Origin of the sequence: Salmonella sp. SAL04162, from assembly GCF_046551535.1 — a bacterium.
Taxonomy (GTDB): domain Bacteria; phylum Pseudomonadota; class Gammaproteobacteria; order Enterobacterales; family Enterobacteriaceae; genus Salmonella; species Salmonella enterica.
The window spans coordinates 110,677-127,769 of sequence record NZ_JBGDVX010000009.1 but is presented as its reverse complement, the minus strand read 5'-3'; the positions used below and the strand labels follow the sequence as shown (position 1 = coordinate 127,769).

The 17,093-nt window shown below is 55.1% G+C and carries 12 protein-coding genes; 2 read left to right on the top strand and 10 right to left on the bottom strand.

Translation table 11 applies throughout. The annotated features are described in order from the left end of the window. Positions 1–6: 6 nt before the first annotated feature. The 6 genes from ACLJRH_RS18035 to acnB form a co-directional block, all read right to left on the bottom strand. Positions 7–774, bottom strand: coding sequence for a DeoR/GlpR family DNA-binding transcription regulator (locus ACLJRH_RS18035; protein ID WP_000678255.1), 768 nt, complete (start codon positions 772–774; stop codon positions 7–9). Between the two features lie 9 nt (positions 775–783). Then, the gene (locus tag ACLJRH_RS18030) at positions 784–1,767 is read right to left on the bottom strand and encodes a D-threonate 4-phosphate dehydrogenase (RefSeq protein ID WP_023137243.1); all 984 of its coding nucleotides are present in this window, start codon (positions 1,765–1,767) and stop codon (positions 784–786) included. Beyond that, positions 1,757–3,028, bottom strand: coding sequence for a D-threonate kinase (gene dtnK / locus ACLJRH_RS18025; protein ID WP_023137244.1), 1,272 nt, complete (start codon positions 3,026–3,028; stop codon positions 1,757–1,759). Before dtnK ends, ACLJRH_RS18030 begins: the two co-directional genes overlap by 11 nt. After that, entirely contained in the window at positions 3,025–3,978 is a 954-nt protein-coding gene (locus ACLJRH_RS18020; RefSeq protein WP_001022084.1) for a 2-keto-3-deoxygluconate permease 1, read from the bottom strand. The genes dtnK and ACLJRH_RS18020 overlap by 4 nt, the downstream gene beginning before the upstream one ends. Positions 3,979–4,211: 233 nt before the next feature. Next, positions 4,212–4,574, bottom strand: a complete 363-nt coding sequence (gene yacL, locus ACLJRH_RS18015; protein WP_000384308.1) for a protein YacL — start codon at positions 4,572–4,574, stop codon at positions 4,212–4,214. A 188-nt stretch (positions 4,575–4,762) separates the two neighbouring features. Beyond that, entirely contained in the window at positions 4,763–7,360 is a 2,598-nt protein-coding gene (gene acnB, locus ACLJRH_RS18010; protein WP_000888956.1) for a bifunctional aconitate hydratase 2/2-methylisocitrate dehydratase, read from the bottom strand. 388 nt (positions 7,361–7,748) lie between these two features. On the opposite strand from acnB, the gene ACLJRH_RS18005 reads away from it, so the two are divergent. Continuing rightward, positions 7,749–9,344 carry a DUF3300 domain-containing protein gene (locus ACLJRH_RS18005; protein ID WP_023137245.1) on the top strand — a complete coding sequence of 532 codons (1,596 nt, stop codon included), beginning with the start codon at positions 7,749–7,751 and terminating at the stop codon, positions 9,342–9,344. A gap of 12 nt (positions 9,345–9,356) precedes the next feature. Then, positions 9,357–10,148, top strand: coding sequence for a DUF2950 family protein (locus ACLJRH_RS18000; protein WP_000757447.1), 792 nt, complete (start codon positions 9,357–9,359; stop codon positions 10,146–10,148). A gap of 37 nt (positions 10,149–10,185) precedes the next feature. Here the strand turns inward: ACLJRH_RS18000 and ACLJRH_RS17995 are convergent, their stop codons facing one another. The 4 genes from ACLJRH_RS17995 to aceE form a co-directional block, all read right to left on the bottom strand. Beyond that, on the bottom strand, positions 10,186–10,470 hold the full coding sequence (locus ACLJRH_RS17995; protein ID WP_000765363.1) for an outer membrane protein: 285 nt from the start codon (positions 10,468–10,470) through the stop codon (positions 10,186–10,188). A gap of 288 nt (positions 10,471–10,758) precedes the next feature. Beyond that, positions 10,759–12,183: a dihydrolipoyl dehydrogenase gene (gene lpdA / locus ACLJRH_RS17990; RefSeq protein WP_001529952.1), complete on the bottom strand. Its 1,425-nt coding sequence runs from the start codon at positions 12,181–12,183 to the stop codon at positions 10,759–10,761. Positions 12,184–12,384: 201 nt separating this feature from the next. Next, positions 12,385–14,271 (bottom strand): pyruvate dehydrogenase complex dihydrolipoyllysine-residue acetyltransferase, encoded by a 1,887-nt coding sequence (aceF, locus tag ACLJRH_RS17985; RefSeq protein ID WP_000963593.1) that lies wholly within the window; start codon positions 14,269–14,271, stop codon positions 12,385–12,387. A 14-nt stretch (positions 14,272–14,285) separates the two neighbouring features. After that, positions 14,286–16,949 (bottom strand): pyruvate dehydrogenase (acetyl-transferring), homodimeric type, encoded by a 2,664-nt coding sequence (aceE, locus tag ACLJRH_RS17980; RefSeq protein ID WP_001527458.1) that lies wholly within the window; start codon positions 16,947–16,949, stop codon positions 14,286–14,288. Between the last annotated feature and the right edge of the window lie 144 nt (positions 16,950–17,093).

The following is a 17,093-nucleotide window of genomic DNA, read 5'->3' as shown; positions in this document are numbered from 1 at the left end:
GCGCTGTCACTCCGGCTGCACCAGCGTTAGCGCAAAAGCGCGCCCTTTCAGTTCAACCTGCGCTGACGGCGGCAGATTGACGTCGGTAATCACATCATTAAAGCGCTCAAGCGGCACCACATTAAAGAGCGAATGCACGCCATACTTACTGCTGTCCGCCAGCAACACTTTGCGCTGCGCATTAGCAATAATCTCCTGTTTGAGCCCGGCCTTATCTTCCGTTGGGGTCGTCACGCCCGTTTTTACCCCCCATGAATTACAGCTCATAAACGCGATGTTCGGATAAACGCTGCGCAACAGCTTACGCCCATGCTCACCGATACAGGACTGACTGCTGTCATCGATACGACCGCCGACAATCGTCACTTCAATTTGCCGGAACTCAGCTAAAAACAGCGCAATATGCAGATCGACGGTGATGACCCGCAGCGGAAGATGGGTTAAGCATTTCGCCAGCTCCATCATTGTCGTACCGGCATCCAGCACGACGGCATCGCCAGCATTCACCAGCGATGCGGCAACGCGTGCGATCGCCCGTTTTTCAGCGGGCGATCGCAGTTGTTTTTCATTGGTGGTGGGCTGGGCGGGTTCAAAACGCCGCAGCGCCACGCCGCCATGACTACGGCTGATCACGCCCTGCTCATCCAGCTTGATCAAATCGCGACGGATAGTGGCTGGTGATGCGTCAACCGCCTCAACCAGCTGTTCTACCGTAACCAGCGTATGGTTTTTCAGATACGCCACAATGAGATCCAGACGGTGTTGTCCTTTCATAACAGGGAATTATGCCAGTTGCATTGCCAGTTTGATCGATACGGCCATGCTCTCAGATTTTGCTTTTCCCGTCCAGGCGATATCAAATGCGGTGCCATGATCGGCAGAGGTCCGAATAAATGGCAGCCCCGCGGTGATATTCACACCATCATAAAATCCAAGCAATTTCAACGGGATATGCCCCTGGTCATGATACATCGCCACCACCATATCATACTGCCCCTCATAAGCCTGGAGAAATACAGTATCCGGCGGGCATGGCCCATAAACGTCCATACCTTTTGCGTGGGCATCGGTAATGGCTGGCGTCAGGATACGCGTCTCTTCATCGCCAAACAGGCCATTCTCGCCCGCATGAGGATTCACGCCTGCCACGGCGATACGCGGTTTAACGTAACCCACACGCTTGAGGAAAGTATCAGCAATACCAATCACCGTTTCGACACGCGTGGTACTTAACGTATCAAGGAATTTTCGCAGCGCGATATGCGTTGAAACGTGAATCACTTTTAGTTTATCAGTGTAAAGTACCATCGCGTAATCGCGGCTATGGGTCAGGGTCGCGAGCAGCTCGGTATGGCCCGGATAGTTGTGCCCTGCCAGGTGCAGCGCCTCTTTATTCAGCGGCGCGGTAGCGATAGCCTGTACGTCGCCCCGTAACGCTAACTCGGTGGCGCGCTTCACGCAGCGATACGCTAAATCCCCCGCCTGCGCCTGAACTTTCCCGGCCTCCAGCGCCTCCGGCTGCGCCAGCGGCTCATCAATCACATGAATGATGCCGGGCGCAAAACGCGCTTCGGCAACCCGTTCAATGGCCCGTAACTCGACGTTCGGCGTGATGCCCTTCGCCTGTAAACGTTTCAACGTTGCGAGGCATCCAATAACCACCAGCGGCGCGCCGTTGAGACCGTCTTCGCTTAGCGCTTTAACAATAATTTCCGGCCCAATGCCCGCAGGATCGCCCATGGTAATGGCAACGGTTTTAGTCTCCACAATACATCTCCTCAATATAATAAAGCGCGTCACACAACGTACTGTCTGAACCGAATCCGCCCGCTTTGGTAATGACCGGCAGATCGTCAATTTCGCTGTTTACAAACGTTCCACAGGGAATACAGGGCGCCACCTCGCTCTGAATGCGATAACCTTCAGCGCCAAGCGCGCCGGCGACGGCGGTAGCGATATCGCCGCCGGTCAGAAACAACCCGCCAATCCGCGCCTGCCCGATAATGTTTAACGTGACGACGCCAAGCCGCTGGCTCAGTCGCTCGCCCAATTGCTGACGGCTCATCGCGGATTTTTCGCACAACGCGTCGATTAACTGTCGATCTTCTGCGCGACGGCTGGTGCGTAAAATCGTATGTCGATGCTGACTTAACAGCGCGCAGGCCTGCTCTACGACAGACGCGATTTCCTGCTCCGCGCTATCCGACACCATGCGCGCGGCATCGATATCCACGACCTCCGCACGTCCCCGGCACAGCGCATTATCCACCTGACGTCGCGTGGTTTCGCTCATCGAACCGGCCACCACCAGTACCGGCAGCCGCTGCCGGTCTTGCATAAAAAGTTCAACCGGCAACGCATTCGCCAGACCAGCGGCGCCGACGAGCAGCGGCATCGACGGTTGTTCACACGCTGCTTGCGCAATCAACGTCAGGTCCCGCTCTTCCACCGCATCCACGACGATAATCCCTTCGCCCTCAGCCGCATAAGCCGTAAGTAAGGCGCTTAACCCACCGCGTCGAACATCCTGCAAAAAGACTTCATACACAGGGATCTCACTTTGCAACGCCACTATCTCGGCAATACGGGAAGAGACAATGGGCGTTTTCGGATCGCTGGCAAATTCGGTTTCCAGTAGCGGGACGCCATTAACCAGACATTTTCCTTCACGCGTCGTGCGTCCAGCCGCAGGGATCGCGGCGGCGATAACGGCCAGTTTTCGCTGACTGGCGCGCATAGCCGCCGTCACTTCGGCTCCGATATTGCCGCGAAATGTAGAGTCGATTTTTTTGTACACCAGCGGCGCTGGCGATGTCTCACACCACGGGGAAAGCGCGGCATAAACGGCAGATGCCGCCTGATCTGCGGGCATCGCCCGGCTTTCGGTGTTAATGACTAACACATCGGCGCGGCGGGACGGTTTTTGCGACGCGCTCAACATGACTTCCGTTCTCGCCCCCTTCTTCGCCAACTGGACGCCGGTATCATTCGATCCGGTAAAATCGTCGGCGATGACTATCATTTTCATGCGTTTTTCTCCAAAGAAGCCTGACGCGCCTGTTTTTTCGCAACCCAGGAGGTCAACACTGGCGTCAGGATTGCCGTGGTGATCACCGAGGCGGCAATCAGCGGAGCGGCAGCAGCGGCCACCTCGGCGAGCGAAGGGTCGGCCTGCGCAATAGCCAGCGGCGTCGCAACGGCATTACCCGCGGTGCTGGAGGCCGCCGCCCCGGCAATGCCAGTTCCGCCAACCAGACGATCTGCGCGGATATTAAAGAAACCGCCAACAAACGTTGTCAGCACGCCGAGCAGAATTCCGGCAAGTCCGCCTTGCAGTAACATTTCCAGGTTGATGCCCGCCCCCAGCGCAAAAGCAAAGAAAGGAATGAGCAGCGGGCCGCCTTTGGTCAAAAAATCGCGCATATGAGGATCAAGATTGCCGAGGATCATGCCGACAACCAACGGAACCAGCACCGCCACCAGCGCCATAATGGGAATGTTCGCCATCCCTGCCGCGCCCAGCGCAATCATCGTAAAGAAAGGGCCATCATTAAGAGACAAAATAGAGATAGCGCCGACGTCGCGCTCATTGCCGAACTCACCTACCAGCGCAGCATAAAGTCCGCCATTCGAATTGCTCATCGCCGCGATAATCGCCACGCCGCTCAGGCCAAAAATACCCTCCGCGCCGAAAAGATGCTCCACGCCCAGGCCAATCCCGATGGCGACAAGCAACTTAGTGAGCGTAATCGTCCCGCCCTGCAATAGCGCCTGGGGTGCGGCTTTCACACTGATACCGGCTCCCATACACAGCAGAAAAGCGCCAATCAGCGGCGCCGCGCCGTTTTTAAATAAGGCGGTGGTAAAACCGCCGATATCAAGCGCCTGTGGAGCGAAGGTGTTAATGACTGCGCCAATAACGAGCGGTACGACCATCATGCCGCCGGGTACGCGCTCTATTGCTTTTTTGATGTTCATGGTCTTACCGCCTGTTGCTTGTTGTGATTGAATAAAATCATAACGATTATATTCAATCAAATTAAGATCACAAACGCGTCAGATCACAGTTTTAAAATGATTAATAAAAATCAAAAAATCATTCTGCAATAAAAAAGCCGGGATACTCCCGGCTGGAATGTGTGGTGATTTCGTTTCCACTACGCCCCCAACTGTCCGTCGACTGGCGTTGCGGGACAATAACGAAGAGAGGGTCAGGCTTTACTGACGAATTCCCGATACGCGGCGACGACCCGCAGAAAATCCTCCATGCCGCACAGGGATAAACTCTCTTCATCGTAATAACTCATCCCCTCTTCCATCTCATCGCCGGAAAAATCCAGCTGATTGGCGCGAATCATCACCTCTTCGCCGTCCATCCAGATCGTGTATTCATGCCCTGCTCGTTGCCAGGAGCGTTCGCTGCCTTTGACCGTACGCGCGGCTTGTTCTACTTCATCCAGTAGCGAGAGATTGTCTTTAACCTCTTCATTAAACCAGTGACCGACCACCTCGTGGCCCATCGACATTCGTACTTTTACCCCTCCGGTAACGTCGCGCAGAAATTCGTAATCCATAATTGTTTTCCTCTGCAAAGCCCTTACAGTCATTATCGCAGCAGCGGAGAAGAAAAAAAGCGGGAACAGCAGGCGGAATGAAAATAAAAACCCACCGCAGTTGCGATGGGTGTTGTAGGCCCGGTAAGCGTAGCCGCCACCGGGCAATAAGAGGCGTAGGCATGGTAAGCCTGACACCGTCAGGCAAATTACACCGCAGTCTGGAAAATCACGCCGTCCGCTTTCTCAGTGTACTGAGAGAGCTGGTCGAAGTTCAGGTAACGGTAAGTATCCACCGCCGTCTTATCCACCTGCGCCACAAAGGTCTGGTACTCTTCCGGCGTCGGCAGTTTGCCGATAAGCGCCGCCACCGCCGCCAGCTCCGCAGAAGCCAGGAAGACGTTCGCACCGGTACCTAAACGGTTCGGGAAGTTACGGGTAGAGGTAGAGACCACCGTCGCACCGTCAGCCACACGCGCCTGGTTACCCATACACAGGGAACAACCAGGGATCTCAATACGCGCACCGCTCTTACCGAACACACTGTAGTAACCTTCTTCGGTGAGCTGCGCGGCGTCCATACGGGTTGGCGGCGCTACCCACAGGCGGGTTGGCAACTGGCCTTTATGGTTATCCAGCAGCTTACCGGCGGCACGGAAGTGGCCGATGTTGGTCATGCAGGAGCCGATGAACACTTCGTCGATCTTCTCGCCCTGCACGTCAGACAGCAGACGCGCGTCGTCCGGATCGTTCGGCGCACACAGGATTGGCTCTTTGATATCCGCCAGATCGATGTCGATCACTGCCGCGTATTCCGCGTCAGCATCGGCTTCCAGCAGTTGCGGGTCCGCCAGCCATTTTTCCATACCCTGAATACGACGTTCCAGCGTACGACGGTCGCCGTAGCCTTCGGCAATCATCCACTTCAGCAGGACGATGTTGGAGGTCAGGTATTCAATGATCGGCTCTTTGTTCAGCTTGATGGTACAGCCTGCCGCGGAACGCTCGGCGGACGCATCGGTCAGCTCAAATGCCTGCTCAACTTTCAGATCCGGCAGACCTTCAATTTCCAGAATGCGGCCAGAGAAGATGTTTTTCTTGCCTTTCTTCTCAACGGTCAGCAGGCCCTGTTTGATGGCGTACAGCGGAATGGCGTGTACCAGATCGCGCAGGGTGATGCCCGGCTGCATTTTGCCTTTGAAGCGCACCAGCACGGATTCCGGCATATCCAGCGGCATCACGCCGGTCGCGGCAGCAAATGCCACCAGGCCAGATCCCGCCGGGAAAGAGATACCAATCGGGAAACGGGTATGGGAGTCACCGCCGGTCCCCACGGTGTCCGGCAGCAGCATACGGTTCAGCCAGGAGTGGATAACGCCATCGCCCGGACGCAGAGAGACACCGCCACGGTTCATAATGAAGTCCGGCAGCGTGTGGTGCGTGGTGACGTCAACCGGCTTCGGATAGGCTGCGGTGTGACAGAACGACTGCATGACCAGATCGGCGGAGAATCCCAGACAGGCCAGGTCTTTCAGCTCATCGCGGGTCATCGGGCCGGTAGTATCCTGAGAACCGACGGAGGTCATTTTCGGTTCGCAGTACGCGCCCGGACGGATACCTTTCACGCCGCAGGCGCGACCGACCATTTTCTGCGCCAGCGAGAAGCCACGGCTGCTTTCCGCCACGTCTTTTGCCTGACGGAATACATCAGAGTGCGGCAGACCCAGCGCTTCACGCGCTTTGGTGGTCAGGCCACGGCCGATAATCAGTGGAATACGGCCACCGGCGCGTACTTCGTCGATCAGCACGTCGGTTTTCAGTTCGAAGGTTGCCAGTAGCTCGCCGGTTTCATGATTGCGCACTTCGCCTTTGTACGGGTAGACGTCAATCACATCGCCCATATTCAGGTTAGAAACGTCAACTTCAATCGGCAGTGCGCCCGCATCTTCCATAGTGTTAAAGAAGATAGGCGCAATTTTGCCGCCGAGGCACAGACCGCCGCCGCGCTTGTTCGGCACGTTAGGGATGTCATCGCCCATGAACCACAGCACGGAGTTGGTCGCGGATTTACGGGAAGAACCGGTGCCCACCACGTCACCCACGTAGGCCAGCGGGTAGCCTTTTTTCTGCAATGCTTCGATTTGTTTGATGGGGCCAACAACGCCTGGCTGATCCGGCTCAATGCCTTCACGGGCGTTTTTCAGCATCGCCTGCGCATGTAACGGGATATCCGGTCTCGACCACGCATCCGGCGCCGGAGAGAGATCGTCGGTATTCGTTTCGCCGGTCACTTTGAAAACAGTGACGGTGATTTTTTCCGCCAGCGGCGGACGGCTCAGGAACCATTCGGCGTCAGCCCAGGATTGCATCACCTGTTTGGCGTATTCATTGCCCGCTTTGGCTTTCTCTTCTACGTCGTAGAAGTTATCGAACATCAGCAGGGTGTGGGACAGCGCTTTGGCCGCAATCGGCGCCAGTTTCGCATCGTCCAGCGCATCAATCAGCGGATGAATGTTGTAACCACCCTGCATAGTGCCCAGCAGTTCAATGGCTTTTTCTGGGGAGACCAGCGGGGAGGTGGTGTCGCCTTTCGCGACAGCAGCGAGAAAACCGGCTTTAACATAAGCGGCTTCATCTACGCCAGGAGGAACGCGGTTGATCAACAGGTCTAACAGGAATTCTTCTTCGCCCACAGGCGGGGTCTTCAGCAGCTCGACAAGCGCAGCCATTTGGGTTGCGTCTAAAGGTTTCGGCACAATCCCCTGGGCAGCACGCTCAGCTACGTGCTTACGGTATTCTTCTAGCACGACGATATCTCCTCGCTCTCATTGTCATAATGCGGCGCTTTTGTTGATGGGCGATTCTCTTCACGCTCCTGTGAGACAGTAGTTAGTAGGGTAAATGCCCGGTACCGCATACGGCACAATAACAGGATTTTCTTTAAGTGTTAATCTGTTTACAAAAAAGCAACATAAAAAAGTGGCTGAATCGTTAAGGATGGTCTAATGCTCTACTGAGACGGGAGCTACAGCCATAAATGCTTACCTCATTTCGTGCTTTGATCGTCACGTAACGTTATCGATCCCAACATTAGCTAAAAATTAAACTATCGTCCCTTTATACTCACGCGAAACTGCACCCCGTCGGCGGCAGGCATAATGACCATAGCGATTCTCTGGAATCGGGAGAGATAAAATGACGTTGCCCTTTAAACCCCATCTCATTGCCCTTGTCTGCAGTGCCGGGTTATTTGCCGCTTCGGGCGTACTGTATGTTAAAAGCCGCGCTCCCGAAGCGCCCGCGCAGGCGGCAGCTCCCGCCCCTGAGCCAACGCAGACCGCTGTGCCCGCGCCTGTCGCGAAAACGACCTTTACCACTGCGCAAATCGATCAATGGGTCGCGCCTGTCGCGCTTTATCCCGATGCCCTGCTTTCGCAGGTGCTCATGGCCTCCACCTACCCGGCGAACGTGGTTCAGGCCGTCCAGTGGTCGCGAGATAACCCCACGCTGCAGGGCGATGTCGCTATTCAGGCGGTGGCCAGCCAACCGTGGGATCCCAGCGTCAAATCGCTGGTCGCCTTTCCCCAGTTGATGGCGCTTATGGGCGAGAATCCGCAATGGGTGCAAAACCTGGGCGATGCGTTCTTAGCCCAGCCACAGGATGTGATGGATGCGGTGCAAAGGTTGCGTCTACTCGCTCAACAAACCGGTTCGCTAAAATCAACGCCGCAGCAAACCGTCACCAGCGTGCCGAAGTCCAGCGCTTCTACCGCCGTCACGACGACAACCACCACATCCGCCAGTACGCCAGCGACACCGTCGACCGTCATCAAAATTGAACCCGCGAATCCGCAGGTGGTGTACGTGCCGAACTATAACCCCGCGACGGTGTATGGCGCCTGGCCCAATACCGCTTATCCGCCGGTGTATTTACCGCCCCCTCCGGGACAGCAGTTTGCCGATAGTTTTGTTAAAGGTTTTGGTTATAGTCTGGGCGTCGCCACCACCTATGCGTTGTTCAGCAGCATAGACTGGGATGACGACGATCATCACCACCATGACGACGACCATCATGATGATGATTACCATCATGGTGGTAACGGTTATCAACACAATGGCGATAATATCAATATCAATGTCAATAATTTCAACCGGATATCCGGGCAAAACCTGCCGGGCCAAACGATGGGCTGGCAGCATAATCCCGCCTGGCGCAATGGCGTCCCCTATCCGAATAATACCGTTGCGCAACGGTTCCATCCCACCAATGTTAGCGGCGGGTTAAGCGCAACGCAGCAAGCGCCAGTGTCTCGCGACAGTCAGCGCCAGGCGGCCATGACGCAATTCCAACAGCGCAGCCATACAGCGAACGCTTCTTTGCCAGCGCCAGGCACCCGTGATGCCCAGCGTAAAGCGGCCTCACAACAATTAAATCAGATAGCCCGGCGTAATAATTATCGCGGTTATGACAATCAGTATGACAGCGCGCGTCGACAGACGGCGCAGCAGCATAGCGCGACGCTGAAATCCCAGACGCAGCAGCATCCCTTATCGCAGCAACAGCGTAACGCGGCGCATCAGCGGATCGCATCCTCTACGCCGCAGCAGCGTCAGGCATTTCGCCAGAATATGCACGCCAATGTGTTTAGCGGGAACGACAGTCGATCGCCGTCATGGCAATCGCAACAGCTACGCGGCCTGGAAAGCCGTCGCGGCAGCCACTTAAACACCGAGCAACACGCCGCCGCGCGGGAACATTTTTCTGAACATCATGAATTTCATCGCCGTTAACCGGAGCAGATAATGAAAAAGGTTATGTTAAGCGCTCTGTTACTGTCGTTACCCTTGCTGGGCTACGCGCAGGAACGGTTCCCCTCCCCGGAAGCGGCCGCCAGCGCCTTCGCCGCGGCGGTAGCCGGAAAAAACGAAACGCAGCTTACCGCGCTACTGGGCGATGACTGGCGGCAATTTCTGCCGCCGGAAGGCGCCGATCCCGAGGCCGTGGCCCGCTTCAACCGTGACTGGCGCGAAGGCCATCGCATTGTACAAAAAGACAATACGGCGCACCTGAATGTCGGACGAGAAGACTGGCAGCTCCCGGTGCCCATGGTGAAAGAGGCTGGCGGCTGGCGCTTTGATATGGCGGCAGCCGGGAATGAGATCCTCACCCGTACTATTGGGCGAAATGAACTTTCTACCTTACAGGCTATGCATGCTTACGTTGATGCGCAGCAGGACTATTACTTACAAAACCATCGCTGGGCGCACAGGATAATCAGTAGCGAAGGCCAAAAAGATGGCCTGTACTGGCCAACCAAAGCAGGCGACGCCCCCAGTCCCTTAGGCCCAAACTTTAGCCCCGCAGCGCCAGATGAGGGTTACCACGGCTACCATTTCCGTATTATCAGCGATAACGACGGTCACGGCGCGGCGCTTCTGGCCTGGCCGATGCATTACGGCGAAACCGGGGTGATGAGTTTTATGGTCAACCAGGACGATCGTATTTATCAGGCGGATTTAGGCAAAGAGACGGAGAGTAAAGTTCAGGCTATCACGCGTTTTGCGCCAGACGCGCAGTGGCAGGTCGCCGAATAACCCGTAAGCGCCTGGCGTTATCGCCAGGCCATGATCATTAGCCCTGATGCGGCATTAATTCCGGGTGGCCTTGTACCGGCGGCTTGTTGCTGGTCAGCGCGGCTTCATCAGCCTGAATGCTGCCGGAATTGGCCGCCCATACGCCTTCATGCGTGTGGGTGATCTGCTGATGCTGCGCATTCAAATCCTCGCCCATTGCCGCAATATGCGTACTTTCCGTACCGCCGCTGTTAGTCGCCCAGGGGATGACGGGATCGCTGGCAAATGCCATGCCGGAGATCAACGTCGCGGTTAGCGCTGCTGTTGTCAGAAAAAGTTTCATATATCAAACCTCATAATTAGCTCGCTATTATTTTATAGCGTTACTAATTTCAGGGTGATGACAAAGTAAGGAGAGGTATTTCTTATGAAACAATTAGTTGGTCGAAAATGACTGACAAAGGCACTACCGACGGCATAAGGTTTGAAAAGCGCACTGCTGCGGAAAAGATAAATTTTGCGGTTTCGTTATCCTTCGCCATCATTTGACACATCTGATTTGCCATGCATAAAAAAAGCGGCTGTAAAGCCGCTTTTCTGTGTCGAATGGCGCATTGCCACCTACAGAAGATTATTTCTTCTTCGCTTTCGGGTTCGGCAGGTCAGTAATGCTACCTTCGAAGATTTCCGCCGCCAGGCCCACGGACTCATGCAGAGTCGGGTGCGCATGAATGGTCAGCGCGATGTCTTCCGCGTCACAGCCCATTTCGATCGCCAGACCGATTTCACCCAGCAGCTCGCCGCCGTTGGTGCCGACAATCGCCCCGCCGATCACGCGGTGAGATTCTTTGTCGAAAATCAGTTTGGTCATACCGTCTGCGCAGTCAGAAGCGATAGCACGGCCAGAAGCTGCCCACGGGAAGGTGGCGGTTTCATAGCTGATGCCTTTTTCTTTCGCTTCTTTCTCGGTCAGGCCAACCCATGCCACTTCTGGCTCGGTGTACGCGATAGACGGGATAACTTTCGGATCGAAGTAGTGTTTCTTCCCGGCGATAACTTCAGCGGCAACGTGGCCTTCGTGAACGCCTTTATGCGCCAGCATCGGCTGACCGACGATATCGCCGATAGCGAAGATGTGCGGCACGTTGGTGCGCAGCTGTTTGTCGACGCGGATAAAGCCACGGTCGTCAACTTCCACGCCTGCTTTGCCCGCGTCGAGGTTTTTACCGTTCGGCACACGACCGATCGCCACCAGAACCGCATCATAGCGCTGCGCTTCAGCCGGGGCTTTTTTGCCTTCCATCGAAACGTAGATACCGTCTTCTTTCGCTTCAACGGCAGTTACTTTGGTTTCCAGCATCAGGTTGAATTTCTTGCTGATGCGCTTGGTGAAGACTTTAACGATGTCTTTATCAGCCGCCGGGATAACCTGGTCGAACATTTCAACCACGTCAATCTCTGAACCCAGCGCGTGGTATACGGTACCCATTTCCAGACCGATGATACCGCCGCCCATGACCAGCATACGCTTCGGCACTTCTTTCAGTTCCAGAGCGTCGGTAGAATCCCATACGCGCGGGTCTTCATGCGGAATAAACGGTAATTGGATCGGACGAGAACCTGCCGCGATAATCGCGTTGTCGAAGTTGATCACGGTTTTGCCGTTTTCGCCTTCAACTTCCAGGGTGTTCGCCCCGGTGAATTTACCCAGACCGTTGACCACTTTCACTTTACGGCCTTTGGCCATACCAGCCAGACCGCCGGTCAGCTGCGTGATCACTTTCTCTTTCCAGGTACGAATCTTGTCGATATCGGTTTTCGGCTCACCGAAGACGATACCGTGTTCAGCCAGCGCTTTGGCTTCTTCGATAACTTTTGCTACGTGCAGCAGCGCTTTAGAAGGGATACAGCCGACGTTCAGACAAACACCGCCAAGGGTGCTGTAACGTTCTACAATTACGGTTTCCAGACCTAAATCAGCGCAACGGAAAGCGGCAGAATAGCCTGCCGGGCCCGCCCCAAGTACCACGACCTGAGTTTTGATTTCAGTACTCATCATGACCTCTTTATTTGTATCCGGCGGTCCGGGGTACTTGATCGCCCATCATCCACCGGGTCGTTCTATCCGCCCGTATCTTACAAAATTGTTAACAATTTTGAAACAACAAACGGATCACGAATTATCGCTTTCGCTAATAACCTCACAAAATACATGAGATTATCAAAAAAAAGCCGGCCGTCGGGCCGGCTTTTTCGCTTACATCACCAGACGGCGAATGTCAGACAACATATTGTTGATAATGGTAATGAAACGCGCACCATCAGCACCATCGATCACACGGTGGTCGAAGGAAAGAGAGATAGGCATCATCAGACGCGGCACAAACTCTTTCCCATTCCACACCGGTTCCATCGCCGACTTAGAAACGCCGAGGATAGCCACTTCCGGCGCGTTGACAATCGGCGCGAAGTGGGTAGTTCCCAGGCCGCCGATGCTGGAGATAGTGAAGCAACCACCCTGCATTTCGCCAGCGGTCAGCTTACCATCACGCGCTTTTTTGGAGATGGTGGTCAGTTCGCGAGACAGCTCGGTCACGCTCTTCTTATTCACGTCTTTAAAGACCGGAACCACCAGGCCATTCGGGGTATCAACCGCCACGCCGATGTTGATATATTTTTTCAGGGTCAGACGCTGACCGTCTTCGGACAGAGAGCTGTTGAAGCGCGGCATCTGTTCCAGAGCAGCGGCAACCGCTTTCATGATGAAGACCACTGGCGTGTATTTCACATCCAGTTTGCGCTTCTCAGCTTCGGCGTTCTGCTGTTTACGGAACGCTTCCAGATCGGTGATATCGGTTTTGTCGAAGTGCGTAACGTGCGGGATCATCACCCAGTTACGGCTCAGGTTCGCGCCAGAGATTTTCTGGATACGGCCCAGTTCCACTTCTTCAACTTCACCAAACTTGCTGAAGTCCACTTTCGGCCACGGCAACATACCCGGGATACCGCCGCCCGCAGCAGCCGGCGCAGCTTCCGCGCGTTTGATAGCATCTTTCACGTAAGCCTGAACGTCTTCGCGCAGAATACGGCCTTTACGACCAGTCCCTTTCACTTTCGCCAGGTTGACGCCAAACTCACGCGCCAGGCGGCGAATCAGCGGAGTAGCGTGAACGTAAGCGTCGTTTTCAGCGAACTCAGACTTGCCTTCCGCTTTGGCAGCCGGGGCAGCAGGCTTCTCAGCTTTCGCCGCCGGAGCCGGTGCCGCCGCTTCCTGTTTAGCCGGAGCGGCCGCAGGCGCTGCGCCTTCTACTTCGAAGACCATAATCAGAGAACCGGTTTTCACTTTGTCGCCGGTGCTGATTTTGATTTCTTTCACGGTGCCCGCGAACGGCGCAGGCACTTCCATGGAGGCTTTGTCGCCTTCCACGGTGATCAGCGACTGTTCAGCGGCAACTTTATCGCCGACTTTGACCATCACTTCGGTGACTTCAACTTCGTCGCCGCCGATGTCCGGTACGTTAACGTCTTTCACGCCCGTCGCTGCTGGAGCAGCCGCTGCCGGAGCGGCCTCCGCTTTCGCTGGTGCTGCGGCAGGCGCTGCGCCCGCCACTTCGAAGACCATAATCAGTGAGCCGGTAGACACTTTATCACCGGTGTTCACTTTGATCTCTTTCACGGTGCCCGCGAACGGCGCCGGCACTTCCATAGAGGCCTTGTCACCTTCGACGGTGATCAGCGACTGTTCAGCTTCAACGGTGTCGCCCACTTTCACCATCACTTCAGTCACTTCAACTTCGTCACTGCCGATATCCGGAACGTGAACGTCTTTCGCCGCTGCCGCAGCAGGTGCTGCTGCCGGAGCCGCTTCTTTCTTCTCTTCTGCCTTAGCAGGTGCAGCGTCAGCTGCACCGTCGGCGGAATCGAAAATCATGATAAGTGCACCGGTCTCGGTTTTGTCGCCGACAGAGACTTTGATCTCTTTCACGACGCCAGCCTGCGGAGACGGGACTTCCATAGAGGCTTTGTCGCCTTCTACGGTGATCAGCGACTGTTCAGCTTCCACTTTGTCGCCCACTTTGACCAGAATCTCGGTGATTTCAACTTCATCTGTCCCGATGTCCGGTACTTTGATTTCGATAGCCATTATTCTTTTACCTCTTACGCCAGACGCGGGTTAACTTTATCTGCATCGATGTTGAATTTGGTAATCGCATCCGCTACCACTTTCTTGTCGATTTCGCCACGTTTAGCCAGTTCGCCCAGCGCTGCAACAACCACATAAGAAGCATCAACTTCGAAGTGGTGACGCAGGTTCTCACGGCTGTCGGAACGACCGAAGCCATCCGTACCCAGTACGCGATAGTCGTCAGCCGGTACGTAAGTACGAACCTGCTCGGCGAACAGTTTCATATAGTCAGTAGATGCCACTGCCGGAGCGTCGTTCATCACCTGAGCGATGTACGGAACGCGCGGGGTTTCCAGCGGGTGTAGCATGTTCCAGCGCTCACAATCCTGACCATCACGCGCCAGTTCGGTGAAGGAGGTCACGCTGTACACGTCAGAACCTACGCCGTAGTCGTTCGCCAGAATCTGTGCCGCTTCACGCACGTGACGCAGGATAGAACCGGAGCCCAGCAGCTGAACTTTACCTTTGCTACCTTCGAGGGTTTCGAGTTTGTAGATACCTTTACGGATACCTTCCTCGGCACCTGCTGGCATAGCCGGCATGTGGTAGTTTTCGTTCAGGGTGGTGATGTAGTAGTAAACGTTCTCTTGTTTCTCACCGTACATACGCTCCAGACCATCATGCATGATGACAGCCACTTCGTAAGCGTAAGCCGGGTCGTAAGAGATACAGTTCGGGATAGTCAGCGACTGAATGTGGCTGTGACCATCTTCGTGCTGCAGACCTTCGCCGTTCAGCGTAGTACGACCGGAAGTCCCGCCGATCAGGAAGCCGCGAGCCTGCTGGTCGCCAGCCTGCCAGCACAGGTCGCCGATACGCTGGAACCCGAACATGGAGTAGTAGATGTAGAACGGGATCATCGGCAGATCGTTGGTGCTGTAAGAGGTCGCCGCAGCCAGCCAGGATGCGCCTGCGCCCAGCTCGTTGATCCCTTCCTGCAGAATCTGGCCTTTCTCGTCTTCTTTGTAGTAGGCAACCTGCTCACGGTCCTGCGGGGTGTACTGCTGGCCGTTCGGGCTGTAGATACCAATCTGACGGAACAGACCTTCCATACCGAAAGTACGCGCTTCGTCGGCGATGATCGGAACCAGACGATCTTTGATCGACTTGTTCTTCAACATCACGTTCAGAGCACGCACGAAAGCGATAGTGGTGGAAATCTCTTTGCTTTGCTCTTCCAGCAGCGCGCCGAAATCTGAAAGTTGAGGCAGCTCTAACTTCTCGGTGAAGTTCGGCTGACGGCTTGGCAGGTAGCCATGCAGCGCCTGACGACGTTCATGCAGGTATTTGTGTTCTTCAGAACCTTCCGGGAAGGTAATGTACGGCAGTTTTTCGAGATCAGCATCGGCAACCGGCACGTTGAAACGATCGCGGACGTAACGCACGCCGTCCATGTTCATTTTCTTAACCTGGTGAGCGATGTTTTTACCTTCCGCGGTGTCACCCATGCCGTAACCTTTAATGGTATGGGCCAGGATTACGGTCGCTTTGCCTTTGGTTTCCTGCGCTTTTTTCAGTGCCGCGTAAACTTTCTTCGGATCGTGACCACCACGGTTCAGCGCCCAAATCTGGTCATCGGTCCAGTCGGCCACCAGGGCTGCGGTTTCCGGGTATTTACCGAAGAAGTGCTCACGCACGTAAGCGCCGTCTTTGGATTTGAAGGTCTGGTAGTCGCCGTCAACGGTTTCGTTCATCAGCTGGATCAGTTTACCGCTGGTGTCTTTACGCAGCAGCTCATCCCAACGACCGCCCCACATGACTTTAATAACGTTCCAGCCAGCACCTGCAAAGATGCCTTCCAGTTCGTTAACAATCTTGCCGTTACCGGTGACCGGGCCGTCAAGACGCTGCAGGTTACAGTTGATAACAAAGACCAGGTTGTCCAGTTTTTCACGGGTGGCGATGGTGATCGCGCCTTTGGATTCCGGCTCATCCATCTCGCCGTCGCCGAGGAAGGCGTAAACGGTCTGTTTAGAGGTATCTTTCAGGCCACGGTGTTCCAGATATTTCAGGAATTTCGCCTGGTAGATAGCACCGATTGGGCCCAGCCCCATAGAGACGGTCGGGAACTGCCAGAATTCCGGCATCAGTTTCGGGTGCGGATAGGAAGAGAGGCCATTGCCGTGAACTTCCTGACGGAAGTTATCCATCTGTTCCTGGGTCAGACGACCTTCCAGGAACGCGCGAGCGTAGATGCCCGGAGAGATGTGGCCCTGGAAGTAAACCAGGTCGCCGCCATCCTGTTCGTTGCGCGCACGGAAGAAATGGTTGAAACAGACATCATAGATCGTGGCGGAAGACTGGAAGGACGCCATGTGGCCGCCCAACTCAAGGTCTTTTTTAGACGCACGCAGCACGGTCATGATGGCGTTCCAGCGGATAGCAGAACGAATGCGACGTTCCAGCTCCAGATTGCCCGGGTATTCCGGTTCGTCTTCAACGGCAATAGTGTTGATGTAATTACTGGCCCCTGCGCCTGCCGCGACTTTCACGCCGCCTTTGCGAGCTTCAGAAAGCAGTTGGTCAATCAGATACTGAGCGCGCTCAACACCTTCTTCACGGATGACCGATTCGATCGCCTGTAGCCAGTCGCGAGTTTCGATCGGATCCACGTCATTTGGGAAACGTTCTGACATGGGGGTATTCCTTATCTATCTAATACGTTGAGTTATCTGGAACCTGTCCCATTAAACTTTCGTGAGAAAGCTTAATAAGACAGGTTCTGCGTTTAGTTGCCGCGCACATTTTTACGCGTTATTCACAACATCTTCTGGTTAACG

Bases quoted from the DNA above. Each gene is read 5' to 3' on its own strand.
- ACLJRH_RS18035 (WP_000678255.1), bottom strand. From the start codon at position 774: ATGAAAGGACAACACCGTCTGGATCTCATTGTGGCGTATCTGAAAAAC.
- dtnK (WP_023137244.1), bottom strand. From the start codon at position 3,028: ATGAAAATGATAGTCATCGCCGACGATTTTACCGGATCGAATGATACC.
- ACLJRH_RS18020 (WP_001022084.1), bottom strand. From the start codon at position 3,978: ATGAACATCAAAAAAGCAATAGAGCGCGTACCCGGCGGCATGATGGTC.
- yacL (WP_000384308.1), bottom strand. From the start codon at position 4,574: ATGGATTACGAATTTCTGCGCGACGTTACCGGAGGGGTAAAAGTACGA.
- ACLJRH_RS18005 (WP_023137245.1), top strand. From the start codon at position 7,749: ATGACGTTGCCCTTTAAACCCCATCTCATTGCCCTTGTCTGCAGTGCC.
- ACLJRH_RS18000 (WP_000757447.1), top strand. From the start codon at position 9,357: ATGAAAAAGGTTATGTTAAGCGCTCTGTTACTGTCGTTACCCTTGCTG.
- ACLJRH_RS17995 (WP_000765363.1), bottom strand. From the start codon at position 10,470: ATGAAACTTTTTCTGACAACAGCAGCGCTAACCGCGACGTTGATCTCC.
- lpdA (WP_001529952.1), bottom strand. From the start codon at position 12,183: ATGAGTACTGAAATCAAAACTCAGGTCGTGGTACTTGGGGCGGGCCCG.
- aceF (WP_000963593.1), bottom strand. From the start codon at position 14,271: ATGGCTATCGAAATCAAAGTACCGGACATCGGGACAGATGAAGTTGAA.
- aceE (WP_001527458.1), bottom strand. From the start codon at position 16,949: ATGTCAGAACGTTTCCCAAATGACGTGGATCCGATCGAAACTCGCGAC.